The 24,322-nt window shown below is 64.2% G+C and carries 25 protein-coding genes; 11 read left to right on the top strand and 14 right to left on the bottom strand.

What is annotated here, in order from left to right:
* The first annotated feature begins 54 nt into the window (after positions 1 to 54).
* A complete protein-coding gene (locus tag CXY72_RS15470; RefSeq protein ID WP_158252601.1) occupies positions 55 to 1,047 on the top strand; it encodes a hypothetical protein in 993 nt (330 codons plus the stop codon).
* Positions 1,048 to 1,263: 216 nt separating this feature from the next.
* Positions 1,264 to 1,677, top strand: coding sequence for an ankyrin repeat domain-containing protein (locus tag CXY72_RS15465; RefSeq protein ID WP_199184059.1), 414 nt, complete (start codon positions 1,264 to 1,266; stop codon positions 1,675 to 1,677).
* Between the two features lie 54 nt (positions 1,678 to 1,731).
* Here the strand turns inward: CXY72_RS15465 and CXY72_RS15460 are convergent, their stop codons facing one another.
* From CXY72_RS15460 to CXY72_RS15450, 3 genes are all read right to left on the bottom strand, one after another.
* Positions 1,732 to 2,289 (bottom strand): hypothetical protein, encoded by a 558-nt coding sequence (locus tag CXY72_RS15460; protein ID WP_104128544.1) that lies wholly within the window; start codon positions 2,287 to 2,289, stop codon positions 1,732 to 1,734.
* A gap of 242 nt (positions 2,290 to 2,531) precedes the next feature.
* Positions 2,532 to 3,392, bottom strand: coding sequence for a 3-methyladenine DNA glycosylase (locus CXY72_RS15455; protein ID WP_104128613.1), 861 nt, complete (start codon positions 3,390 to 3,392; stop codon positions 2,532 to 2,534).
* 180 nt (positions 3,393 to 3,572) lie between these two features.
* Positions 3,573 to 3,767: a hypothetical protein gene (locus CXY72_RS15450; protein WP_104128543.1), complete on the bottom strand. Its 195-nt coding sequence runs from the start codon at positions 3,765 to 3,767 to the stop codon at positions 3,573 to 3,575.
* A gap of 287 nt (positions 3,768 to 4,054) precedes the next feature.
* Between CXY72_RS15450 and CXY72_RS15445 the strand changes: the two genes are divergently transcribed.
* From CXY72_RS15445 to CXY72_RS15435, 3 genes are read left to right on the top strand one after another with little or no spacing between them, the layout of a single operon-like run.
* On the top strand, positions 4,055 to 4,432 hold the full coding sequence (locus CXY72_RS15445) for a hypothetical protein (RefSeq protein WP_104128542.1): 378 nt from the start codon (positions 4,055 to 4,057) through the stop codon (positions 4,430 to 4,432).
* Entirely contained in the window at positions 4,407 to 5,405 is a 999-nt protein-coding gene (locus CXY72_RS15440) for an LLM class flavin-dependent oxidoreductase (protein WP_104128541.1), read from the top strand. Before CXY72_RS15445 ends, CXY72_RS15440 begins: the two co-directional genes overlap by 26 nt.
* Before the next feature lie 20 nt (positions 5,406 to 5,425).
* Positions 5,426 to 5,776, top strand: coding sequence for an MmcQ/YjbR family DNA-binding protein (locus CXY72_RS15435; protein ID WP_104128540.1), 351 nt, complete (start codon positions 5,426 to 5,428; stop codon positions 5,774 to 5,776).
* 67 nt (positions 5,777 to 5,843) lie between these two features.
* Here the strand turns inward: CXY72_RS15435 and CXY72_RS15430 are convergent, their stop codons facing one another.
* Positions 5,844 to 6,506, bottom strand: a complete 663-nt coding sequence (locus CXY72_RS15430) for a histidine phosphatase family protein (protein ID WP_104128539.1) — start codon at positions 6,504 to 6,506, stop codon at positions 5,844 to 5,846.
* A 97-nt stretch (positions 6,507 to 6,603) separates the two neighbouring features.
* A complete protein-coding gene (locus CXY72_RS15425; RefSeq protein ID WP_104128538.1) occupies positions 6,604 to 6,897 on the bottom strand; it encodes a putative quinol monooxygenase in 294 nt (97 codons plus the stop codon).
* Between the two features lie 253 nt (positions 6,898 to 7,150).
* On the opposite strand from CXY72_RS15425, the gene CXY72_RS15420 reads away from it, so the two are divergent.
* Positions 7,151 to 7,477, top strand: coding sequence for an antibiotic biosynthesis monooxygenase (locus tag CXY72_RS15420; protein ID WP_104128537.1), 327 nt, complete (start codon positions 7,151 to 7,153; stop codon positions 7,475 to 7,477).
* Positions 7,478 to 7,503: 26 nt separating this feature from the next.
* Here CXY72_RS15420 and CXY72_RS15415 read toward each other — a convergent pair whose 3' ends face one another.
* The 3 genes from CXY72_RS15415 to CXY72_RS15405 form a co-directional block, all read right to left on the bottom strand.
* A complete protein-coding gene (locus CXY72_RS15415) occupies positions 7,504 to 8,280 on the bottom strand; it encodes an oxygenase MpaB family protein (protein WP_158252600.1) in 777 nt (258 codons plus the stop codon).
* A gap of 67 nt (positions 8,281 to 8,347) precedes the next feature.
* Positions 8,348 to 8,842, bottom strand: coding sequence for a hypothetical protein (locus CXY72_RS15410; protein ID WP_233197868.1), 495 nt, complete (start codon positions 8,840 to 8,842; stop codon positions 8,348 to 8,350).
* Positions 8,835 to 9,854, bottom strand: a complete 1,020-nt coding sequence (locus CXY72_RS15405; RefSeq protein ID WP_104128535.1) for a DUF6545 domain-containing protein — start codon at positions 9,852 to 9,854, stop codon at positions 8,835 to 8,837. Before CXY72_RS15405 ends, CXY72_RS15410 begins: the two co-directional genes overlap by 8 nt.
* 84 nt (positions 9,855 to 9,938) lie before the next feature.
* Here CXY72_RS15405 and CXY72_RS19635 point away from each other — a divergent pair, with 84 nt between their 5' ends.
* From CXY72_RS19635 to metH, 3 genes are all read left to right on the top strand, one after another.
* Positions 9,939 to 10,340: a hypothetical protein gene (locus CXY72_RS19635; protein ID WP_158252599.1), complete on the top strand. Its 402-nt coding sequence runs from the start codon at positions 9,939 to 9,941 to the stop codon at positions 10,338 to 10,340.
* Positions 10,341 to 10,742: 402 nt separating this feature from the next.
* Positions 10,743 to 11,120 carry a hypothetical protein gene (locus CXY72_RS19325; protein ID WP_146071201.1) on the top strand — a complete coding sequence of 126 codons (378 nt, stop codon included), beginning with the start codon at positions 10,743 to 10,745 and terminating at the stop codon, positions 11,118 to 11,120.
* Positions 11,121 to 11,210: 90 nt separating this feature from the next.
* Positions 11,211 to 14,828 carry a methionine synthase gene (gene metH / locus CXY72_RS15390; protein WP_233197867.1) on the top strand — a complete coding sequence of 1,206 codons (3,618 nt, stop codon included), beginning with the start codon at positions 11,211 to 11,213 and terminating at the stop codon, positions 14,826 to 14,828.
* A gap of 235 nt (positions 14,829 to 15,063) precedes the next feature.
* On the opposite strand, the gene CXY72_RS15380 is transcribed toward metH, so the two are convergent.
* The gene (locus CXY72_RS15380; protein ID WP_104128531.1) at positions 15,064 to 15,693 is read right to left on the bottom strand and encodes a PadR family transcriptional regulator; all 630 of its coding nucleotides are present in this window, start codon (positions 15,691 to 15,693) and stop codon (positions 15,064 to 15,066) included.
* Between the two features lie 303 nt (positions 15,694 to 15,996).
* Between CXY72_RS15380 and CXY72_RS15375 the strand changes: the two genes are divergently transcribed.
* Positions 15,997 to 16,545: a helix-turn-helix domain-containing protein gene (locus tag CXY72_RS15375; protein WP_104128530.1), complete on the top strand. Its 549-nt coding sequence runs from the start codon at positions 15,997 to 15,999 to the stop codon at positions 16,543 to 16,545.
* Entirely contained in the window at positions 16,538 to 17,776 is a 1,239-nt protein-coding gene (locus CXY72_RS15370) for an MFS transporter (RefSeq protein ID WP_104128529.1), read from the top strand. The genes CXY72_RS15375 and CXY72_RS15370 overlap by 8 nt, the downstream gene beginning before the upstream one ends.
* Positions 17,777 to 17,793: 17 nt before the next feature.
* Here CXY72_RS15370 and CXY72_RS15365 read toward each other — a convergent pair whose 3' ends face one another.
* From CXY72_RS15365 to CXY72_RS15345, 5 genes are read right to left on the bottom strand one after another with little or no spacing between them, the layout of a single operon-like run.
* Positions 17,794 to 18,819: an ECF transporter S component gene (locus CXY72_RS15365; RefSeq protein ID WP_104128528.1), complete on the bottom strand. Its 1,026-nt coding sequence runs from the start codon at positions 18,817 to 18,819 to the stop codon at positions 17,794 to 17,796.
* Positions 18,816 to 20,915: an ATP-binding cassette domain-containing protein gene (locus tag CXY72_RS15360; protein WP_104128527.1), complete on the bottom strand. Its 2,100-nt coding sequence runs from the start codon at positions 20,913 to 20,915 to the stop codon at positions 18,816 to 18,818. Before CXY72_RS15360 ends, CXY72_RS15365 begins: the two co-directional genes overlap by 4 nt.
* On the bottom strand, positions 20,915 to 21,502 hold the full coding sequence (locus tag CXY72_RS15355) for a hypothetical protein (protein WP_104128526.1): 588 nt from the start codon (positions 21,500 to 21,502) through the stop codon (positions 20,915 to 20,917). The genes CXY72_RS15360 and CXY72_RS15355 overlap by 1 nt, the downstream gene beginning before the upstream one ends.
* A gap of 20 nt (positions 21,503 to 21,522) precedes the next feature.
* A complete protein-coding gene (locus tag CXY72_RS15350; RefSeq protein WP_370446269.1) occupies positions 21,523 to 22,941 on the bottom strand; it encodes an O-acetylhomoserine aminocarboxypropyltransferase/cysteine synthase family protein in 1,419 nt (472 codons plus the stop codon).
* Complete coding sequence (locus tag CXY72_RS15345) at positions 22,938 to 24,134, bottom strand: MalY/PatB family protein (RefSeq protein ID WP_104128610.1); 1,197 nt, start codon at positions 24,132 to 24,134, stop codon at positions 22,938 to 22,940. The genes CXY72_RS15350 and CXY72_RS15345 overlap by 4 nt, the downstream gene beginning before the upstream one ends.
* Positions 24,135 to 24,322 lie beyond the last annotated feature (188 nt).

Below are 24,322 nucleotides of genomic sequence, written 5' to 3'. Positions count from 1 at the left end.
TGTTCAGGAAAGCCATGCAGACTGGTGTTTTCGCCCGCGGACGCCGCCTGTGGAGTGTCAAACCAGAACCGCCCGCGCGACAGCCAGCGATTCGTTTTTCTGAAAGCTAGGCCTATTTCTTCTTCAACCACGCCCACCACACCCCTTGAGACCGACGCGAGCCGCACTCAAACTACGCGTCGTCGCCGGAGCCGGAAGCGGAGCCGCTTCCTGGCAGCCGGCGCCATCACTGCTATCGCCGCGGTCGTCGGCACCGGCTTCGCGGTGCAGTCCAGCATCGCAGACGAAAACGCGCGCACAGCCGTGATGACAGCGCTTGCCTCCAGCGGCGCTGAACACGTCGAGCAATTGGAACTCAATGCGGGGCGCTTGCGAGCGCGTGCCGAACAGGCCTCTGAAAGTGCCGTGTCTGGTGCCAGCGTCGTCATCGCTGCAGCGGAAGGCAAGACGGATGCCACAGACCTGTCGGCGTCCGTTGCCTCGCTCTCCCCTGTCACTCTGCTTGCTCCGGAGCGAATTTTCGAGCTCGTCGACGTAACGACAACCGAAACCGCGAACGTGAACGCCTCCACGACCGAGGTCGATCGCGTTGCCGCCGAGCAGGCAGCGGTTGCCCAGGCTAGTGCTGAGGCCGCTGCTGCTGAGGCGGCTGTTGAGGCGGCCGCTGAGGCGGCTGCTGCTGAAGCCGAAGCTGGCGATGCCGTCCCGGCGGCACCGGCCCGCCCGTCGGCTCCAACAGACCCCAACGCTGCGCAGCAAATCGCCCGTCAGCTTATGGCGAACCAGTACGGCTGGGGTGACGATCAGTTTGGTTGCCTGGTGAGTCTGTGGGAAAAAGAATCACGCTGGAACGTGAACGCCTACAACGCCTCCAGCGGTGCCACCGGTATCCCGCAGGCATTGCCCGGCAACAAGATGGCCTCGGCCGGAGCCGACTGGCAGACCAACCCTGCGACCCAGATCTCCTGGGGCCTGGGTTATATCGCGAGTCGGTACAGCACACCCTGTGATGCCTGGGACAAGTCGGAAGCATCGGGCTGGTACTAGCGCGCGGTAGCGGTACGTCGTAACCAGGCGGTTCCCGATGCGTCACATTCTCGTCAGGTAGGAACTCGGCGATCCACGTCGGCGCGCTCCGAGTGCGGCATCCCATCCATCGCGCCGCCAGGTCCAGCCACCCAGGAACCCAAACTGTGACCTGCACCTCGCACGACGGACCGATACGGATACGCTGGGTACACGATTGTCGAGCAGGAGTAGTCAGTGAACGAAAACACGCAAGTACCCGGCGGAGCTATTAGCCCGCAGGTCATCGAGGGCGTTTTCGACCTCGCTCGCGACGGCCTGACCGGCCCGCTGGGCGAGATGATCGACGCCGGAGTTCCCCTCGACGTAGTCAACCCGCGTGGAGACACGCTTCTGATCGTGGCCGCGTACCAGCAGCACCCCGATACTGTCGCCGAGCTGCTGCGGCGCGGGGCGGACACATCCGCTATCAACACGATGGGCCAGTCCGCCATTTCCTGCGCGGTTTTTCGAAACAACGAGGTGATTCTGCGGTTGCTGCTCGAAGCGGATGCCGACCCCCGCCTCGGCACGCACAGTGGCGTGGCTATCGCCGACCAGTTCGGCCTGCCGCGCATGCGCGAGGTCATCGAGTCGTACCAGCGCGGCTGAAAAACGAAAAGGGCGCCCCCGAGTGGGAGACGCCCTCACTTCTAGTCGAACGCGTTAGCGTCCGAGGCCGAGTCCGAGGTCGCCGAGAACATCGTTGACGATCGAGTCGACCGAGCCGTCGATGTTTTCAACGTCGACGCCACCGACGTCGGTGCCAACATCGGTGCCGTTACCGGCGTCAACCGGGGCGGTGACGGGAGCTTCGATCGGTGCGACAACGTCGTTGCCGCTGCCGACGGACGCGTCGTTGCCGACCTCGTTGCCCGACGCGACATCACCGATGTCGCTGTTGAGCGAGTCATCGACCAGCGGACCGTTGACGACGCCGCCGCCCAGGATTGGGCCGTTGCCGACGCCCCCGACGGAGGTGTCGTTCCCGAGCACGCCGTTGCCGGTCGAGTCGTTGCCAGAGAGGTTGAACAGGTCGCCGATAACGTCAAGGCGGTCCTGCTCGGACGAGCTGTCGGTGCTCGTGGTCGTGCTGGTGCTGTCGCCGTCAAACGCCTGAGCGGGGGCGACAAAGCCTCCAATGATGAGAGCGGATGCTGCCGCGCCGGTGATTCCCAACGCGGTGATCTTGCGAACGTTTGTGTGCTTCGTGATCATATTCATGAGAGCTCCTATTCGTTGTTCTGTTCCGGCCCGAAGTTCACTCGGGCCGCACAGATGGTCCGGAGCTCGGCTCCATCCGGTTTGGTCGACGCACCCCAAATGGGTGTCAGGCATCGTTTTTGGCGGAGATGATGCTGGCCGTGACGTGGGTCGATCGCCGCCATAAGGGGCGTCCGCGGGGGCGATGGCAAAGCCTGAGAAGAGTCTGGCAACCCGTCACGATGGCAAGCGGGGGAGTTTATCTAAGCGAGCAGGCCCACGACGCGGTCACGTAAGACGTTGCTGCGCTCGGTGAAACCGCGCTGGCGGCGCACATACTCCGCTTTACCGGCGGCAGTCTCAACCGCGACCGGCGCGTAGCCCCATGCGGCGAGGTCATAGGGTGAGGCCTCCATGTCGAGCTGGCGAATGTCGCGCGCAAGTTCGAAGGAGTCGAGCAAAACCTCGCCGGGAACGAGCGGGCCGAGCTTGATCACCCACTTGTAGATGTCCATTCCGGCGTGCAGGCACCCCGGCTGCTCCAGAACTGGCTGGTTCTCCCTCGTCGGTTGCAGTTGGTTGCGACCAATAGCGGCGGGGGTGAAGAACCGAAACGCGTCGAAATGGCTGCAGGCCACGCGATTGCCGTCGACGACGCCGTCGGTGTCGCTCTGGCCGAGCCGCAGCGGCGCAACATGCCGGTGCTCGCCCTGGCGGTAGACCATCGCCCATTCGTGCAGTCCGAAACAGCCAAACTGGGCGGGGCGTTGGCGAGTCGCACTGAGCAGTGACCCGATGAAGCGCAAGACGCGCTCGTTCTTCTCGAAGAAGGCGGCGGCATCCACCTGGCTGTCGCTACCTTCGCGACGGTACCACTTCCAGTTCGCGCGAGGCTCGGCGGCAGCGCCCTGCAACAGCACGCCGGCTCCGGGATGCCAGCGGCGCAACAAGCCGGGACGAAACGGGTAGTAGGTGAACAGAAAATCCTCGACCGGATGCGTCTGGCCGGTTGCCGCGCGCTCGCGGCGGCCACGGGTAAACGCGTCGGCGCGTTCTTCGTGGGCCTGCTCGAGGCTGCGCCACTCGGCGGTCCCGAGTACTCGGGTCTGGTCGGTTGAATACACCTGTCGAGGATACCCGCGGAACGTGGCGGCCGGCCGAGGGCCGAGCCACGACATACAGCATGGAGGAAGCTGTCACTTGAATCTCGACGACATACAGCATGGTGGCTGCAACCGTGAGGCAGCTATTTAGCTGGTGGTGTGACACGTTGATGGGTCGAGGTTGAGCCAGCAGTCGGGTATCTACGCAGCGAGGGGAGCGGCGCCGGTTAGCCAGCGGATGGCGCGCATGCCGGCCCTGGTACCGTGGGGTTCGTCACCGTGGCCGCGCAGGCGTCGGCACTCAACGAGGTCCTCGGCCGGTGTGATGTGCGGATCGCGGCACGAGCTGTCATAGCCGGTGTAGTCGATTTCAAGCAGGAGTTCGTCGTCGGTCATGGTGGTTCCACTTCAGCGGGGCATCTCGTCAGAGGTGCCGGGCGAATGCACCGGCCGGAGCAGGCGCGTGCCTCGAGCCGATCGTGCGCGATAAGTCGACACGCGATCGGAATCGAAGCCCGATGTCACTCTCCGGCGGCGGCGGCGGAGCTGGTCTATTCGTACGAGGTTAACTTGTCATCGTGTGTTTGTCTGCCAAAAAGCGAAAATGTTTCATTTCATGACACAGCGGTGATCTGGCGTTGACCGGCAGTTGTGCTCGTTCCAACCGGGCGTATCCTCGCATTATGAAACGTGCACTCGCACTCGGACTGGTGACCGGGCAATTCCTCCTGCTGGCAGCCCTGGCCTTCATACCGCACGGCACACTCTGGGCGATGAACGTCGGGGTGATCGTGTCAGCGATCTCGTTGGGTTTGGTCGGCGCCATGCTCGTGGTTCTTGGGGTCATCGGGCTGAGCACTCCGATTACCGCAGCTACGGTGCGCGGGTCGGGCGATTCGTGCCCGGTGTCGGACGGTTTGTTTCAGGCGAGTGATGCCGCAGCCGAGCGACGCCCCACGATTGACCCGACCAAGCGAATCCGGGAACCTTCCAAGAACCGGGTAACGAATTCGGCGCAGCGGTGTTGCCCCCAGTATGACTCTTGCGCTCTCCATCCTTGACCTTGCTCCGATCACCCCCGGCCAGACCGCTCGGGAGAGCTTCGCGGGGAGTGTTGCGCTGGCCCAGACGGCCGAAAAACACGGGTATGAGCGGGTCTGGTACGCCGAGCACCACAACATGCCGACCATCGGATCATCGGCGACGAGCATTCTGATCGGGCACGTGGCTGGGCAGACCAGCACGATTCGGCTCGGATCCGGCGGCGTCATGCTGCCCAATCACTCACCGCTCGTGATCGCCGAACAGTACGGAACCCTCGCCGAGCTCTATCCCGACCGCATCGACCTGGGTCTGGGACGCGCGCCCGGCAGCGACCAGAATACCGCTCGGGCGATGCGCCGCGATCCGCGCGCTTCTGACCAGTTTCCGCAGGACGTCATAGAGCTGCAGGCCTACCTGCGTGGCCAGTCGATCGTGCCCGGCGTACAGGCCGTGCCGGGGGCCGGAACCAATGTGCCGCTGTACATTCTCGGATCGTCGCTGTTCGGTGCCGGACTCGCCGCAGCGCTCGGCCTGCCCTACGCTTTTGCCTCGCATTTCGCGCCCGACGCGTTGCACGAAGCGATCGCGCTCTACCGCCGTGATTTCACACCGTCAGAGCAGCTTGCAGCGCCACACCTCATCATCGCGGCCAACGTGATCGCCGCCGACGATAAAGCGGATGCAGTGGCACAGTTTGAGTCGACCCGCCGCACCCGGGTGCGCGGCATGCTCTCTCGCGGGCCGGCAACCCCCGAATACGACGACGACCAGATCGAAATGTTTTTGACCACGCCGGAGGGCCGCAATATCGCCGACATGATGCGTTATTCGGCGGTGGGTACCGCCGATGAGGTGCGCGCCTACCTCGAGGAGTTCGCCGAGGGAACCGGGGCCGATGAGCTCATCCTCGCTCACCAGTCTCCGTTGGTCGAGGATCGCCTGCGCTCGGTCGAGCTCACGGCCGATGCGATGAACCTCGTCGCTGTCTAGCTCAGGGCTAGGTTGGCAGAGTGACCCCGGACGCGCTCGTCGACCTCTGTCTGGGCCTGCCCCAGGCGGTAGAGACATTTCCATTCGGCGACGAGACGAGCGTGTTCAAGACCAGTGTCAACGGCAAAATCTTTGCCCTCGCAGCCCTGGCGGGCGAGCCGTTCACGGTGTCGCTCAAGTGTGATCCGGAAGAAAGTCGTGCCCTACGCGCAGAATTTTCGCTGTGGATCACGCCGGGCTATCACCTGAATAAAAAGCACTGGATCACGATCCTGCTCGACGGCCATGTGCCTGTCGAGCTGGTTGAACAGCTGTTGCGCGACAGCCATGCTCTGGTGCGGCCCCGGGTTCCCCGCGCCCGGCCGAAGTAGCGGGGCTGGAGCTTCAGATCGGAGAACGGATACCCCAACCCGCACATCCCGGCTCACCCCCGCTGGCTCACACCCCGGGGAGCGGATCACCCAGGGGGTCGGCAGCACCCAGGTCGGCAAGGGCCATCCCGCCCACCGGCAGGCCGGCCCAAGACAGCAGGGTCCAGCCCTCCTCGGGCGAGCCAATGAATTCCACGACACCGGTGTTGTCGAGCTCGTGCTCTCCCGCAAAGCTCGCCGGTACGTTTTGCGCGCGGGCAGCGGTCCAGACACGAATAGCTGCGCCATGGCTGAAGACCGCAGCGACCTCAGAGTCGGCGGCTGCAAGCGCGATGTCGGCATCGAAGCGCCGGAAGAAGCCGTGGCCGTCGTCAGCTCCCGGCATCCTCTTATTCAGGTTGCCGGTGCCCCACGCCATCACGGTCTCCAGGTACGTGCGAACGGAGGCTCGATCGCGTAACCCCTCGATCGAGCCGGCCTCGATCTCGTGCAACCCGGTCCCGACCCGTAACTCCAGGCCGCGATCGGCCGCGAGCGGCTGCGCGGTCAGGTGGGTGCGAATAAGCGTCGACACGAAGATCGCGTCAATTGGTTCGGAGCGCAGCGCATCGGGAATAGCAGCGGCCTGGCGCAGACCGAGATCGGTCAGGCCAGGCCCGGGATGCGCGGTATCAAGCCGCCCGAGAACGTTGCCGGGAGTCTGGCCATGGCGGATCAGGAGAAGTCGCATATACCCTCCAGCATAGGCAACGTGATCGAGCACGAGAAGACCGGTGCGCCAACGGCCCTAGCGGTGAGGGTTTCGAACGGCATCGGCGGCGGTTGCGTCAGATGTCTGTGGCGGTCTCAAACTTGGTGAGCAGGGGCGTGCCGGACAAGATCGGTCCCAAAGAAGATTTACCCGGCCCAGCACGATACGTGCGGTAGGCGGCATCGTGCTCCAGTGAGACCCACTGTTCCACGAGTACAAAATGCGTGGGGTCTTCGGTGTCGACGAGCACATCGACACCGAGGCATCCATCAAAGGCGCGGGTGGTGAGCAGAGTGTTGCGTAACAGCTCGGGAGCCTCGGCGAGGGACTCGGGCTTGATATGGATATCGAGAAAAGCGGTGATCGGCACAGCAGCTCCAACAGGGTTGAAATTACGGGAAAAATTCGGTTACACACGGTCGATCACGTTTTCAGTCCGGCACGCCCGGACCGATCAGGAGAAAGGTCGCGTAGGTTCAGCATAGGGAACGCGTTGTGCCGGGGGATCCAGATACGCCGATCGCACGGCTGTGGCTGCTCGCAGTGGCGCCGGGGCGGGCTGGCAGCTGAGAGTGGCAGCATGGAGGAAATACCCTTCGAGCGTTCGAACAGAAAGCAGTTTCATGACGATTATCAAAATTAACGCCATCACCGTGCCGAGCGACGGCGGCGACGAGCTTGCCCGCCGATTTGCTGCCCGTGCTGGCGCCGTCGACGACCGGCCCGGCTTCGAGGGCTTCGAGCTGTTGAAGCCGACCGATGACCGCCTCACCTGGCTGGTCCTGACCCGCTGGGCCGACGAAGAATCGTTCCAGGCCTGGTTGACTTCCCCGTCGTTCGCCCACGGACACCGTAGCGAGACGCCGAAAGAGGGCGAACCGGCCGCGCGCCCGGTCGGTGTCAGCAGCGAGTTGTGGTCGTACGCCATCGCTGGCGGTACCGGGCACTGACCCTGGGCGACGGACGTTCCGATGTGCTACCGGCGCGACTCCGGCGGGCCGATTTCGGAAAGCCTGTAACCGCTCGGGTAGATCGTCGTCGCCGCACCAGAAGTAAAGATTGGCAGTTCTAAAGGTGCCGAATGCGCGGTACGCAGGTTCCGCACCTTCAGGAGTGCATGCACTGCTGCGGTCAAACCGCGGCTGGGCGTTGGTAGGCCGAGGGCCGCGCTCACCCGCACGTCGCCAATGAGCGCGCCCAGGATTTCTCGGTCCCAACGGCGCACCAAGTGGGGGAGCCTAGTGGTGAATGCGGGGAGGGCTGAGGTTGTGCGAGCAATTCCTGCAGCGGATGGCGCCACGTGTAACGCTTCGTAATCGTCGAAGAACACCGCTGCTTCGTTAAAACTGGTGGGAATTGTCTCGAGCCCGATGCGCTGGCCGAGCTCAAAGAAGAAGCGGTGTGCCGCTGCGCGTTCTGTTGGCTCCACGGCTCGCCATCCGTGGCTATCAAGCCACCGTAGCGGCGCGATAAGCAGGCTAATCAGCACGTAGAGAAAATCATCATCGGTACCGGGAACGCCCGCATGCACGCGGCGCAGCAGGCTCACCAGGGTGCGCCCCCGCTCGCTGTCAAAACCGTGCGTAATGATTTCATACACAACAATTCCGATGTCCGTCGACCGTTTGCCCGGGCTGTGCGTGATTTCGCCGGACGCGAGAAGCGCGTTCGATATTTGCGGAACGGCGAAGCTCCTAAAATACGCCAGGACGAAACCAATGTTGACGTCGTTACCGAAGTCGTACAGTGCCATTTGACGGAAGGTGGCCTCCCAATCATCGGCAGCCACGCGACGGGCGGCGTTCGTTTGAGCTTGTCGTTTAGACCTCATGACGACGCTGGGTCTCCGACCCTGGAGCATCGAGGTGAGGTGATTCTGCTTCGAGGAGCTCTGTTATGGAACGCAAGGTCTCGGGAGACACATCCCCGAGCATTCGCGCTGCGAAACTGACGACCCTCCGCACGCGGAGGCTCTTCACAAACGTGAGTTGGGCGTCTACGCGGTCAGGCAGTTCGCCATCGGAGTGGATCAGATATTCCGGAGGAATGCGGAAGAATTCACCGATTCCGGTGAGGAGAGCGGCGTCAGTGACGAGCGGGCCCTCGCCCGTGATCATGTACGCCCAGCGTGCCCGGGACAAGGCGACACCCTTGTTCTTGAGCCCGTACTCGATCTGCTTGTAGGTATATGGAGTGTTGCCTTCGGCCACAACCACATCAAGTAGCAGATTGAGTTTTCGGGCCAGCTCCACCTGAGGGCTGACGGTCGGATGAAGGCTTGGAGTGGGGGACTCATGGTCCGGCAGATTAGACAACAGTATTGATCCCATCGTGTCGGATCGGTTCGGGCGGCACCTGGGTTTGCCGTTCGACCCGATCGATGATCGATTGTTCGGCCGACGACACGGCCTGCGTCGGGTCAAGAAGCAGGGTGTCGCGAATTTCAACGTACCGACGGTATAAGTGCAGACCGGGCTGCCGAACGACGAGCAGGCCAGGACGAGTGAGCTGTCGGTCAATGCTGAGGTCCGGCGCGGTCAAGAGCAGGCGGTGCCACATAGGTGTAATGCGCCACAACAACACCCGATCGAGAAAAGTCTTTCGACTGGAGATGAGCCCGTCGACGGTAGCGGTAAGTCCAAGGCCGACTGCCAAGCTGAGAGGCGCGATGAGGAGGGCGAGAACATACGCCAGACGCGGCCAGCCTTGGAAGACGAATCCCGGAACCACGTTGGATTGCACGGCACTGATCAGGCTGATGAGTGCATAAATCAGAACGCTCAGGCAGCCAAGGGTCATAAATCCCAAGGACAACCGGATGACCATTCTGGGCTGCTTACGAATGTCCGACACACATGCGTACGCCACGGAGACGGCAAAAATTGCCATAGCGATCCACGTTGTCGAGGCATACGCGGTGTAATCCCACCGGGCAACGAAAGACTGGGAAATATTGTCCGAAATACGCCAGTCACTGGAGAAGAACAGAATTGCCTGCGCCACGATGATCAGGGCGGCGACGAGAGCCGTCACCCGTCGACGCCTCCGCGTGCTTCCACCGACGGACACCGCTTCTTGAACGAGCACGTCGAGTAGGCCGATAGCTACGATCGTGAGGGCATGGAAGAGAAAATACGTGGCATTGATTCCGCCCAGAATCGGATCAACAAATCGATAAACCGGTTGTGCCTGCAAGCTCATGCTCATCGCGAGCATGATCAGGAACCAGAGAAGCGGGCGGCGTGTTCCCCGAATAGCCGAGGGTACGCATAAGAGTACGGCGATCCAGAGGACAACGGGCACGAAGGTCTGCACGGTGGTTTGCATTACAACACCTGACCGAACCCGGTCCGGAGACCCAGCGCAATTTTGGGCTTATCGCTCAACATGATCAAGGCCAGCTGATCGCCGATGGCCTCTGCCAGTGCTTCCTGCTCGTCGGTGAACCGGCTTCGCGCCAGTGCATGGACGATAGCGTCGAGCGAGAGGGATGAGCGGTGCGAGCAGTGCGATACGTTCCGCCGAGAGCAGTTCTTTCTCCTGGCTGAGAATCATGTGGCCGTATTCGTGATTGATGAACTGCTGGCGGTGCACCCTGGACGTAGTCGGTGCATGGTAGATCCGTTCGAAATCTTCGCCGGACACAGCGATCCAGAGACCGCAGAGCCCGGCCGCAAGCATTCGCGGCGGCGCACTGCGAATCACGATCTTCTTGCCCCGCATCGTTTCCATGTGTCGGTGCAGCAGTTCGGCCGTGAGCGGCCGGGGCAGACCGAGTTCGGCCACCATCGTGTACGCCCGTTTCTGGCGTGACTCGTAGCTCAATCCCGTACCCCCGTGTTGGTACTCGGAGTCTACCCCCCTTGCCGGGACGGGTAGACAGGCTGTCGGTACTCGGCCCGTGGAAGCCTTACGATAGACATGTCTAACGTTGGCCTAGGGGGAGGAACAGCTATGGCTTGGCTCGTAACTGGCGGTAATGCGGGGGCTCTGATGCCGGTGTCTGACACCGGTTATGGCCGTCCAGCACCCGGGCACAGGCTGCGCTTTTCGTGGGATTTACGTTCTTGGCGCCTCCGAGTCGGGGGCGCCAAGCGGCAGAACGGTCGATGGGTCTTTCGTGGCGCGATCGACGGCGTTACGGTGCCTCATGACACGGCTTCTCAGAGTGGTACGAGCGTTGACGTTCTCGCGCTGAGGTGGTTGCGGGGGCTCGTGCCCGCCGAAATCGATCAGCAGGTCACCCTGAGCTTTGATAGCTGGTACAACGCGCAAACGAAGACGGAGGTCGTCACTGGCGTGGATGGTGCCACGACCGTGTCGAATCTGCAGGCCGTTCGTGCAGCCTGGCGCATCGTTCAGTCCGGTCACAGTGTCGTAGTTCAAGTCTGGTCTATGCCGAAACGTCCAAGTGCATCCGGCGCCACAATCAGGGTGTGGGTGTGCAATGGAGACAGCGCTCGTGCGATCGAGGCTAAGATTTTGGAGCACAATCTGCAGCTCGATGGGGGCGAGTCGGAGCAGACGACGAAGACTCGCTTTGCGACCGGCTGGATTGTGACTGGGGAACCTGGTGGCGCTCGCCACTCGTAGTGACGCTCGCCGCGCCACTCATAATCCCGAACGCTAAGAAACGTTACTTCGGGGCCGCAGTCGATTCGGACCCGCCGTTAAGCTGTGCCAATGAGCACTATGCAAACTCCTGAGGCCAAGACACCCGTCGATGCGGCGCGTCCGGCCCGATCCCAGGCATTGCTGGATGCCGTCACCAACTCTGTCGTTATCGCTGACGGCGCCATGGGTACCATGCTGCAGGACCACAACCCCACCCTCGACGACTACCAACAGCTCGAGGGCTGCAACGAGATTCTCAACGTGAGCCGCCCCGACATCATCGCGGCCATTCACGACGTCTACCTTGAAACCGGCATCGACGCCATCGAGACCAACACCTTCGGTGCGAACTGGTCGAACCTCTCGGACTACGGGATCGAAGATCGCATCGAGGAACTCGCTCGACTCGGCGCCGAGATCGCCCGCGCCAGCGCCGAAAAATTCGAAGTCCGCGACGGCCGCGTGCGCTGGGTGCTCGGCTCGATGGGCCCCGGCACCAAGCTGCCGAGCCTAGGCCACACCACGTACGCCAACCTCAAGGCTACGTTTGCCGAGCAGGCGATCGGCCTCATCCGCGGCGGCGCTGACGCGTTCCTCATCGAGACCTCGCAAGATCTGCTGCAGACCAAGAGCGCGGTGAACGGATGCAAGCAGGCCATTAGTGAGACCGGCATCCGCTTGCCCATTTTTGTCGAGGTGACGGTGGAGACCACCGGAACCATGCTGATGGGCAGCGAGATCGGCGCCGCGCTGACCGCGCTGGAGCCACTGGGCATCGATGCGATCGGCTTGAACTGTGCGACCGGGCCGACCGAGATGAGCGAGCACCTGCGTCACCTCTCCAAGTTCTCCCGCGTGCCCGTCATCTGTATGCCCAACGCCGGCCTGCCGCAGCTGACCAAGACCGGCGCGAGCTACCCGCTGACGCCCGACCAGCTGGCCACGGCGCACGAACAGTTCGTGAAGGAATTCGGGCTGGGGCTGGTCGGCGGATGCTGCGGCACGACTCCCGCACACATGACCGCCGTGGTCGAACGGTTGCGTGGCGTCACGGTGAAACCCCGCACCCTCGAAGCGGACCCCGGCGTCGCGAGTCTGTACCAGCATGTCAGTTTCGACCAGGACAGCGCCTTTCTGGCCATCGGGGAGCGCACCAACGCCAACGGCTCGCGCGCATTTCGGGACGCGATGCTCGCTGAGAACTGGGACGACTGCGTCGACATCGCCCGCAGCCAGGTGCGCGACGGCGCCCACCTGCTCGACGTCTGCATCGACTACGTCGGTCGCGATGGCGTTGCCGACATGAAGCAGGTCGTCTCCCGACTGGCCAGCGCCTCGACCCTGCCACTCGTCGTTGACTCCACCGAGCCGACCGTCCTGCAGGCCGGTATGGAACTCATCGGTGGCCGTCCGGTGGTGAACTCGGTCAACTTCGAAGACGGCGAGGGGTCCACGTCGAGGTTCGGCCGGATCATGCCACTCGTCAAGGAGCACGGCGCGGCCGTGATCGCCCTGACCATCGACGAGGAGGGCCAGGCCCGCACCGCCGAACACAAGGTGCGCATCGCCACCCGTCTGGTGGACACCCTCGTGAACACGTGGGGCATGCGGGTCGAGGACATCATCGTCGACGCGTTGACCTTTCCCATCGCGACCGGCCAGGAAGAAACCCGCCGGGACGGCATCGAGACCATCGAGGCGATTCGCCAGATCAAGGCGAAGTACCCCGGAATCCACACCACCCTCGGCGTCTCGAATGTGTCGTTCGGGCTCAACCCCGCTGCGCGCTCGGTGCTCAACTCGGTCTTTCTGCACGAGGCGACGGAGGCCGGCCTCGACTCGGCCATCGTGAACTCGGCCAAGATCGTGCCGCTCGCCTCGGTGCCCGATGACCGCCGCAAGGTGGCGCTCGACCTGGTCTGGGACCGCCGTGAATACGACGCCGAAGGCACCCTCACCTACGATCCGCTGGTGGCCCTGCTCGACCTGTTCGCCGGCGTCGACTCCGCCGCCCTGAAAGACGAGCGCGCTGCCGAACTTGCCGCCCTTCCGGTGGGTGAACGCCTGGAACGCCGCATCATCGACGGCGAGGCCAAGGGCCTCGAGGCTGACCTCGACCTTGCCCGAGCCGGGGGGTTGAGCGCTCTCGATATCGTCAACGTGCACCTGCTCGTCGGCATGCAGGTCGTCGGCGCCCGCTTCGGCAGCGGCGAGATGCAGCTGCCGTTCGTGCTGCAATCAGCCGAGGTGATGAAAGCCGCCGTGGCCCTGCTCGAGCCGCACATGGAGAAATCCGAAGCGGCCGGCAAGGGCACGATCGTGCTCGGCACCGTGCGCGGTGACGTGCACGACATCGGCAAGAACCTCGTTGACATCATCCTCACCAACAACGGCTACGACGTGATCAACATCGGCATCAAACAATCGATAGCCGAATTCATCCGGGTCGCCGAAGAGAGCAACGCCGACGTCATCGGCATGAGCGGTCTGCTCGTCAAATCCACCGTGGTGATGAAGGAGAACCTGCTCGAGCTTCAGTCGCGCGGCTTCGCCGACAAATGGCCGATTCTGCTCGGCGGCGCGGCCCTCACACGTTCCTACGTCGAAGACGACCTCGACAGCGTCTTCGCTGGGCAGGTGCGGTACGCCCGCGATGCCTTCGAAGGCCTCGCCCTGATGGAACCGCTTGTGGCTATCGCCCGCGGCGCCGACCCGGCCTCGGTGGGACTGCCGCCGCTGAAGAAACGTATTCACAAGAAGAGCCTGCTCACCTTGACCGAACCCGAAGAGATGCCCGGGCGTTCCGAGGTCGCGAGCGACAACCCGATTCCGGTACCGCCGTTCTGGGGTACCCGCATCGTCAAGGGTGTGGCCCTCGCCGATTTTTCGGCGTTTCTCGACGAACGCGCCACCTTCATGGGGCAGTGGGGGCTCAAGCCCAGCCGGGCCGAAGACGGCGCGAGCTACCAGGAACTGGTCGACACTGTTGGTCGGCCGCGCCTGCGCTACTGGCTTGACCGCATCCTGGGCGAAGGCATGCTGGACGCTTCCGTCGCCTACGGCTACTTTCCCGTCGTCGCCGACGGCGACGACATGGTCGTGCTGCACCACGGTGATGACCCCACCGGGCACCTCGGCCAGGCCGGACTGCTCGCGCCCGACGGCGGCTCCGGCGGCGAGCTCGGCACCGATCGACTGCGGTTCAACTTTCCCCGGCAGCGCCGTGACAAACACCTGTGCCTGGCCGACTTCGTGCGCGGGCAGGAAACAGGCCAAACGGATGTCGTCGCCCTCCAGCTGGTCACTGCTGGCTCGCACGTTGACGAGGTCACGGCCAAAATGTTCGCCGCGAACCAGTACCGCGACTACATGGAACTCAACGGGCTCACCATGCAGCTCACGGAGGCCCTCGCCGAGTATTGGCACTCGCGTATCCGCTCGGAATTCGGTGTCGGCGACGAGGACCCGAGTGACGTGGCCGGCATGTTCAAGCTGGAGTATCGCGGAGCCCGGTTCTCCCTGGGCTACCCGGCCTGCCCCGAGATGGAGGACCGTCGCAAGGTGGTTGAGCTGCTCAAGCCTGAGCGGATGGGCGTGGTCTTGTCGGAGGAGCTGCAGCTGCACCCCGAGCAGTCGACCGACGCGTTCGTGTTTCACCACCCGGAGGCGAAGTACTTCTCGGTGTAATTGAACGGCGCGAGTGGAACGGTCGGGAGTCGAGCGTCCGGTGGCGCAGTTAGCGATTTGCCCGAACCAGACGCCCCCATGATCGCGACGAGCTCGCCGCGGCATACCGCGAGGTCAATGCCGGAACGGGCCGAGACAGAGGTCTCGCCCGTGCCCTAGTGCATGGCGACCCCGTCGAGGCGTAGAAGTTCATCGGTCATTGTGGGGCGCATCGAACCAGCGGCGAGTTGCGTGCTCATCGCGAACGAGCGGCCGGTGCGTCGATGTCCGCGACCGCCTTGACTGGCCGGCCGCGCTTCGGCGGTTCCAGCTTGAGCTGCATCGGCGTCATCAGTCCGGCGGCGGAGGCCCGTGCCAGCGCGGCCTCCGAATGGTCCAGCCAGCGCACCTCGGCTTCTGCGGCGAAGATGAGCGAGTCGACGACGAGCTGCCAGGCAAGGTCGCCAGCGGATTTCGGCTCGCCGCTCGCGTTCTTGGTCTTCGTCAGATCCTGCAAGGTGCGCAGGCTCCCGTGTCGCTGTACCTGGATCACCGCGGCGATGTCGACACCGGGCAGGGTGACCGCGACGGCCAGCTTGATCGCGAGTTCGTCACGCGCTGCAGCTGAGCGCACCACGGGAGAGCTGAGCCAGCTCGCGACTTCGTCGTGACCGGCATCCGTGATCTGGTAATAGACGTGGCCCTGCTCGTCGGTGTCGCCCTTGGCGACGAGGCCGTCGCGTTCGAGCCGGTCGAGAGTGTTGTAGATCTGGCCGACATTCAGCGGCCAGATCGACCCGGTACGGCGGTCGAACTCTGTTCGCAGCTGGTAGCCGTAGCACGGGCCTTGATTGAGGATGGCGAGAAGGCTTTGACGAACGGACATGGGTGTTCCCTGTAGTGGCGTGTTGTGGTCGCATAAGAATCGTGAAGCTTGAGGAATGCGCACTAAGTATCTAGTTACATCGTATTGATATACCGAGAATGCACAGAATCGGCCAGGACACGCGGGGAGGCGACACAGACGAGGCCGTATTCACAAGGTGCAATGTATAAGCCGTGATCGACGCACGAGGGGCCATGACGTCCGCACTGCACGTCCCGGTAGCGAGCGGTGAGAATTCTCGTTGGGCGTTGACCGCAAAAGAACAATTTGGAGGTTGCGGGTTGTTGGGCATATCGTGTGGGCATGCCGGATGCCACCAATCCCTATGATCTCGATGGCCTCCGGGCCGTAGCTCACCCGTTGCGCCTGCGTTTGCTTTCACTTCTGACTGCAGAAGCTCTCAGCGCTACGGAGGCGGCGCGTGTCTTGGGCGAGAGCCAAGCGAATGTGAGTTACCACCTGCGTCGTTTGGCTCAGGCGGGATTCGTGCAGCTGGTCGAGGAGATGAATATTCGCGGCGGGACCGCCAAACGCTACCGACATGACCCCGCGAGCGGCGAAGCGCTCGGTTCGGGACGCGTCGACGAGCACCAAGCTTTGATGGGTTCCCTCGCCGCAGAGCTGATCGCCCGCAGCGCGCGTTACCTGTCAGAATCCGAATTCGTATTCACCGAGGCGGAGGTCACCGTCTCCCGCGAGGCATGGGAACGTATCCGCGACAAGTCACGCGAGATCGGAAAAATCATCCACGATGAGGCTGTGCCCCCCGCTACACCAGAAGGGATCCGCATGAGTGCCACCCTCGCAGTGTTCGAAGTCGTAAACCACGACACCGCCCGCGAACATGAGTAGCGGCTACCTCGAGGTACTGCGCACGACCGGCGCGTTCAGGGTCTTTGTCCCCGCACTCGTCGGACGACTCTCATTCGCCATGGTGACCCTGGTGCTGCTCTTCGCGGTGCAAGCGAGCACGGATTCCTTCGCCGCCGCCGGCGCGGCCATTGGGGCTTTCGGGCTCGCGAACGTGATCGCTTCCCCGTACCGCGCACGATTCGTCGACCGGTGCGGACAGCGGTTCGCACTCAACTCGCTAGCCATCGCCTTCGCTGCCGGTCTCGGCGGCATTGCTGCGCTGACAGCCCAGCCCGACCCTTCGTCAATGGCGCTCATTGGACTGGCGGCCATTGTCGGGTTGTTCCCGCCACCGCTCGGCGCCTCAATGCGTGTGCTCTGGGGTTCACTGACCGCGCCAGGAGCGCTGCGAACGAAGGCGTACAGCATCGACGCGGTCTGTGAGGAATTACTGTTCACGACGGGGCCATTGATCGCGGCCGCCATTCTCAGTGCGGCATCGCCGCCGGTCGGACTGCTCGCTACCGCCACGGTGGCGCTAACCGGAACCCTCGGCATGACCAGCAGCTCGCTATCGCGAGAGCACGTTGCCGTCACCGCTTCCCCCCGGAAGAGTTCACGGCCGTTACGACAGAGCGGGTTCGTTGCAGTGTTGATCGCGCTACTCGGCGTGGGAGTCATACTCGGGACAGTGGAGGTAGTCGCACCCGCAGTCGCCGACAGACACGGATCGGTCGGCCTGGCCGGAATCCTTCTCGCTTCTTTTGCCGCCGGAAGCGCAGTCGGAGGCCTGCTCTACGGCCAGCGAAGTTGGAGGAGCTCGCTCGTAAAACGACTCCTCATCTTGGTCACAGTCATGACCGCGCTGTGCGCACTTCTCACGACAATTGAGTTTGTCGTGGTCCTCGGCTTCGGACTCGCTGCTGTGGGCTTCTTCCTCGCCCCGTCGCTCGTGACCGGCTACCTACTCGCTGACGACCTCACCGCTGCAGAGGTGCGCACCGAGGCATCGAGCTGGATCAACACGGCAGTCAACGCCGGCGCCGCCGTTGCCGCCGTAGTGATGGGGTTCGCCATGGACGCCATAGAGCCCCGTCTGGGATTCATCATCGGCGCAGCAGTGGCCCTCGTCCTCCTGATAGCCGCAACCGTGCCCATACTCAGAAACTCCAAAGTCGCCCCCGTCGTGGATCAATTGCAATCGGTGAAGATGAGGGGAGTGTCCCGGTAACGGTGTTGCCGGTGTTCTTACTGAATGTCTGAGGCAAAGAGGTGACCGTCGATGACGAACGTGCGGTGATCTTTTGGCGACGACCCATTGAATTCGCCTTCCCCATACTGACAGCGGCCACCTGGTCGACGGCGGGGAGATATCTTCGTTCGCCGCAGGGCTGCGAGGACGGCTGGGCCGACCAAGGTGATGCCGACCACGGTCGTGATGGCGCGCACCGTATCCCAGGTGAGCGTCGACGTGACGAGTGAGTAAAGCACGAACGAGGCGAGGTTCGAGCCGGGGTCGGCAGTGGCTTCGTAGGAGATGCCGGTGCCGCTGCCCACCGCAAAAGGCCAGAACCAGAGATTCATCAGCAAGCCGAACAGGTAGGACGCGACCACGCCATAGGCGGCGAGCAGGGCTATTTCGACGGTGGCGCGCATTCGCTGGCCGGAAGAATTTCGCCGAGTCGCGTTCTGCCAGCGGGGGAGCAGCCCGGCACCGGCGCCGACCCAGCCGCAGGCGAACATCTGAAACGGGGTCCACGGACCAAAGCCGCCCCAGAGCAGCGACGACACCGCGATGGTGAGCAGACCGAGCAGAAAACCAAACCGGGCCCCGTAAACCCGCCCGGCCAGGATAAGCAGCACGAACACCGCCTCGACTCCACCGACGCCGGCGCCGGCGATGCGAACCGCGGCGCCGACGGCCGAGAGTACTCCCAGCAGCGCGACGGTTTTCGCCGTATACATCTCGCGGTCGAGGGTGAGCGCGAGGGCCACGATGAGTGCCGGGATGAGCGCGAACGCCACGATCGGAACCGCGACCTGCGCGTCGGCCGGCACGGCGCCGACGAAGATCGGCCAGGCGAACGCGGCGACGGCAAGCAGGCTGCCGCCACCGAGAATCCCCTCCGTCCAGCGGATGCTGCGGCGCGGCCGCGCCTGATCCGTGCGCTCGCGGGGGCGGTCGCTGCGGGCGATCTTGGCGGCGGCTGCGTTCTCCCGGGCGGCGTTTTCCCGAACGGCGTTCTCCCGGGCGGTGGTCGATTCGCCGGTCATGAAAGCACCTCGATCGGCGCGGCGAGCCGCCCGGCCTGCATATGCAGGGTGCGCGTGGCCAGGTCCTGCGCGAAGTCGTCGTCGTGGGTGGCGAAGATGACCGCTGAGGCCGCACCGGCGGCCGTGAGCAACGCCGCGCTCACGAGCGCACGTGCCGTCTGGTCGAGGCCGCGGGTGGGTTCGTCGACGAGGAGCAGGGCCGGCCGGGTGGCGAGTTGAATGGCCATGACGAGGCAGAGGCGTTCGCCGGCCGAGAGGTCGCGCGGGTGGCGCTGCAACAAGGGCGCGGCATCCGTTGGGGTAGGGAAGCCGAGTAAATGGGCAAAAAGGGCTGCTGTGCTGCGTTCGGTATGCGTGGCGGCTCGAAGACCGCGCCTCAAATTCGGTTCGCGCAGCGTTCGATCAGCGCGGCGACATTCCTCGGCCACGGTGATCGCAAACAGCAGGTCGTCGAAATTCTCGGGTACGAGCGCCACGGACTGCCGGCGCGTTCGCCGCTTGCGGGATCGAACATCTCGCCCAGCGACGATGACGGTGTCGGCAGCGGTCGGCAGCGCGATCGCCCGCAGCAGACTGGTCTTGCCGGCGCCGTTACTACCGTGCAGGGCTACGAGTTCGCCCGCCTGCACGTCGAAAGATACGTCGTTGACGACCAGGTCGGTTTTGTGCCAAACACTCAGTCGACGGATGCTCGCAAGCGGCATCACAGGCGCGGGGCCGATGTCCAGTGTCGGGCTCTGTGCCGCCGCTGCCATGCCCGCGCCGCTTCCGAATGATAGCCGTGCTGTGTCCCACGAAACGGTGGGGGAAACGGCGGGCGAATCGGCGGGGCGCCGGCCGTTCGCGTCTGCGTCACGGCCTGTTGTCATCGTCGCGCCGATTTCGGGGGAGAGGTGGTGTACTCGGCTACCTCGAATCTGGAGCCAGGCATCCGCTGTCGATGCGAACTCGCTCGTGTTGTGTTCGGCGATGACGACGCAGACACCGGCTTCGTGGGCGAGCTGGTCGAGCACGGTGCAGACCCGGTCGCGGGCGGCTGTATCGAGGTCGGCGAGCGGTTCGTCGACCAGCAACAGGATGGGGTTATTCACGAGGGCCGCTGCGATGGCGACGAGGCTGGCTTCGCCGGCCGAGAGCTGCTCGATGGGCCGGTCGACCAGGTGCTCGATTTTGAGCCGGGCGGCCACCTCGAGAACGCGGGCGTGCACGATGGATGCTGCGACGTCCCGCACGGCCAAGGCGAAGCCGATCTCGTCGTGGACCGTTTCGGACGCGAAGCCGAGCCGCACATTCTGTGCGACGAGCCCGACGAAACCGGCGGTGTCGCGTGGGGGAGTCGACGACCGGTCGGCGCCGGCAATGTCGATGCGACCGTGCTGGGTGCCATCGTAGAAGTGCTGGAACAGGCCGCTCATGCTGTGGAGGAGGCTGGTCTTGCCCGACCCGGTCGCGCCGACGATGACCGTCAGGGTGCCGGATCGCAGCGTGATGTTGAGCTCGTCAAGGTGCCAGTCTGCGCCGAAATCTAAACCGGCATCCGTTAGCACCACGGGTGCCTCGCAGACGCCTGGGACGACGCGGGTGGCTGCAAATCCGCGGGTCTCCATCGATGCGGCGAGCGCGAGAGCGCGCTCGATCGTCTGCTCGAAGACGGGCACGAGCAGCGACGCGATCGACCGTTCTCCGCGCAGGGAGCGGGCGACCCGCACGCGGCGCACGGATTCGAGCAACGCCGGAAATGTGGCCCAGGCGATCACGAGCGAACGGGAGATTGCGCGTAGCGGCCCACGACCGGCACCGCGTGCGAACAGGGCCTGCACGTTGATGACAGCGTTGAGCACGCCGAAGAAGACGATGACGGCGGCGACCGGGAGTGCGCTGAGCGCGGCGTTGCCGAGCCCGATCAGGGTGATCGGGCCCAGCAGCGTGATGTGGCTGAACGGTCCGTCGAGCCGCAGCCGGGGAAATTCCAGGAGTACGGGACCCAGGCCTGTCCCTGCGCCGCCGAAGAACACCCGGTAGACGACCCGCAACAGCACGAAGCCGACCGCGAGTACGACTGCCGCGCGTAGCGGGGCTAGGCGCAGGCGAAACATTAGCTGCCGGGCGTGGCAGTTTCCATGCCGGTGGTGGTGAAGAGAAGTCCTACTGACTGTCCGGGCTCGATTTCGAGCTCACCGAGTCCGACCGGTGCGTACTCCCAGTCGGCCTCGGCGGACGGCTGCACCCAGATGCCCCAGTAGGCGTGCATCGGCGCCATGGTCGCGCAGCTTTCGGTGAATGGCGCCTGCCCCTCGACCTCGATGGTCTCGTCGGCGGCCGGGCGGTCATTGACTCGGCAGGCGACCATGTCGCCGTATTCGACGGTGCCCTCAGTCGTGACGTTGGCAGCTTCCAGGGCGTCGCTCGCGGAGATGGTCGTTGTCGCGTCGACGCATTTGGTGATCGTATCGGCGTCGAGCAGGCCAAAGTCGACGACGACGGCGACGCCGGCGCAGTCCGCGGGCGCGGCATCCGTTGCAGCCGAGTCAGTACCTGGGGCGGCAGTCGCGGATGCGCTCGAGCCGGCGGAGGCTCCCGAGTCAGTTCCGGCGCATCCGCTCAGAACGGCGAGCAGAACGAGCGCTCCCAGGGTGGCAAACGTGCGAGTGGGCGCAGAAGAAAATGGCGCGATGAAGTTCATGAACTCAGAATACCTAGCGTTTAGAGGATGCCGGCGACTCGGTCGAGCCCCCCGCGGAGGTCGAGCAGAAGGTCATCAAGCGATTCGATGCCCACCGACAGGCGCAGCATGCCGGCGGTGATGCCGAGGCGTGCGTTCAGATCGGGGGCAAAGGACGCGTGGGTGGTGGTGAGCGGATGCAGCACCATCGAGCGGGTGTCGCCGATACCGGTCATGCGGCTGAACACCCGCAGACCGTTCGTGAACGCTCGGGCACCCTCGGTTCCGCCCTTGACAGTGACGGCGAATACCGAGCCGGTACGGCCGTTGTAGTACTGTTGCGCGATCTCGTGCAGCGGGCTGCTCGGCAGGCCGGCGTAGTCGACGACCTCGACCTCGGGCTGTTCTTCGAGCCAGTGCGCGATCGCAATGGAGTTGTCGACGTGACGTTCCATGCGCAGCGACAGGGTTTCGATACCCTGGTGCAGCAAGAACCCATTGAATGGCGACAGCGACGGGCCGACATCGTTCACGACAGCTTCGCGCACGTACTGGGCATAAGCGGCGGGGCCGAACCGGTCGAGCAGCGACGGCAGGCCGGGGCGCAACGAGTCGGTCAGCAGCGGGTAGCGGCGGGAGCTCGCCGCCCAATCGAAGGTGCCGCCGTCGACGATGGCGCCCGACACCCCCGCGCCGTGGCCGCTGAGAAACTTGGTGGTGGAGTGCACGACGATGTCGGCGCCGTGCTCGAACGGGCGAATCAGGTACGGCGTGGCGACGGTGTTGTCGACGACGAGCGGAATGCCATGGCGGCGGGCGACGGCGGCGACGCGGGCAATGTCGACGACGTCGTTGCGCGGGTTCGGAATGGTTTCAGTGAAGATCGCTTTGGTCTCCGGCCGAATCACCGCGTCCCAGGCGGCATCGGAGTTGGTGTCCCAGACGTAGTCCACCTCGATGCCCATGCGACGAAAACTCCGGCCGAGCAGAATGCGGGTGCCGCCGTAGATGCTCGCGGTCGAAACGATGTGCTCACCCGATTCGGCCAAGGCAAACAGTGCGGCGCTGATCGCGGCCTGTCCACTAGACACGGCAACGCAGGCCGTGCCGCCCTCCAGAGAGGCGAGCCGCTGTTCGGCGACCGCGTTGGTGGGGTTGCCCTGCCGGGAGTAGATGGGTTCGCGGGAACCTCCGTTGAACCGAGCGGCCCCGTCGTCGAAGGAGTCGAAGACATACCCGGCGCTCAGGGTGAGCGGCGGAATGCGCGCGCCACGGTTCTCGTCGGCATACTCGCCCACGTGAACCTGGCGGGTGTCGAAGCTGAAGGCGTCCCAATCAGTGATCGGCGCGACCACTTCGGCGGCGTCAGAATTGCGTGAAGTTGCTGTTGGTGCTGGCGTGGCCATGAAACTTCCTGTTGCGTCGGTGTCGGGCTGGAGCGGGGCATCCGTGATCGTCATGAGACGGCTGCCGCCGTCGGCAAAGCGGCAGTTGTGGCTTGAACTCGTGCGACGAGCGCCGCGATACGGGCGACGGCTTCGCGCAGGGTGTCGGGCGAGCAGGCCAGGTTGAGGCGGGCGAACCCCTGGCCGCCGAGGCCGAAGCACTCACCGTTGTTGAGGGCGACGCGGGCGTCGTCGAGAATGCGCTGGTACGGGCTGTCGCCGAGGCCGAGGTGGCGCAGGTCGAGCCAGGCGAGGTAGCTGGCGCGCGGCCGGTGGTAGATCACAGTGGGCAGGTGTTCACGCAGGAGTTCAGCAAGCAGGCGATCGTTGTCGACAATCTGATCGATGGCATTGTCGAGCCAGTCGGTACAGGAGAAGGCGGTGATGTTGGCGTGCAGGCCGAGGATGCTGGTGCGACAGGCCACCTCTTCGGGCAGCCGGTTCAGCAGGTCATTGGTGGCATCATCGGCGGCGATGACGAGCGCGCACTTGAGCCCGGCCACATTCCAGCCTTTGCTCGCCGAGGTCACGGTGACCGCGCGGGCGCCGGCGGCCAGGGCCAGCGGGGCGAACGGCGTGAAGGTGACGCCCGGGTAGGTGAGCGGCGCGTGGATCTCATCGGAGATGACGAACACGTCGTACTGCGCCGCCAGCCGGGCCAGTGTTTCGAGCGTCTCACGCTGCCACACAATGCCGTGCGGATTGTGCGGGTTGCAGAGCAGAAAAGCGTCGATGCCGCCGGCGAAGCTGGTTTCGAGTGCCGTGAGGTCGAGCACCCAACTGTCGCCCTGCTCGAGCAGGGGTGTTTCGATAACGGATGCCGCGGCCTCTTCGACGAGTTCGTAGAACGGCGGGTAGACCGGCGGGGTGATCGCAACTCGTCCGCCGGCCGGGACGGCCAGGCGGAGGGCTTCGACGATGCCGACGCTCACGTCGGTTGCCAGGTGCACGTGGCTGGGGTCAACGGTCCAGCCCCAGCGGTTCAAAGCAAATGCGGCGAAGGCCGGAGCGAGCGGCCCGGGGCCGTCGAGGTAACCGGTGTCCGAAGCCTGAACCCGCTCCACGAGGGTGGCGACAATGGCCGGAGCGAGGGGGTAGTCCATCTCGGCAACGAACAAGGGAAGTACGTCGGCGGGAAACCGAGTCCACTTGATGCTGCTGCGCTCGCGCCGGATGTGCTCCAGCGGTGCGACCTTGATGACTGACATGACCACAGCTTGTTCCAGCCGTCGACAATAAGCGAACAGGCACGTAAACATTCGACACATGAGCGGATGCCGACGCCGTGCTGGCGAGCTGGGTGACCGTTCGCGGGCAGCTCAATCTGACGCGCAGGCGTGCAGCGTGGCCCACGCTGACCGCGACTAAACTAGAGGCTTGGGTTTAAGGGGTATTC

This window comes from Cryobacterium sp. Y57, assembly GCF_002929505.1.
Classification (GTDB): Bacteria; Actinomycetota; Actinomycetes; order Actinomycetales; family Microbacteriaceae; genus Cryobacterium.
This window is presented reverse-complemented; position numbering and strand designations above follow the sequence as displayed.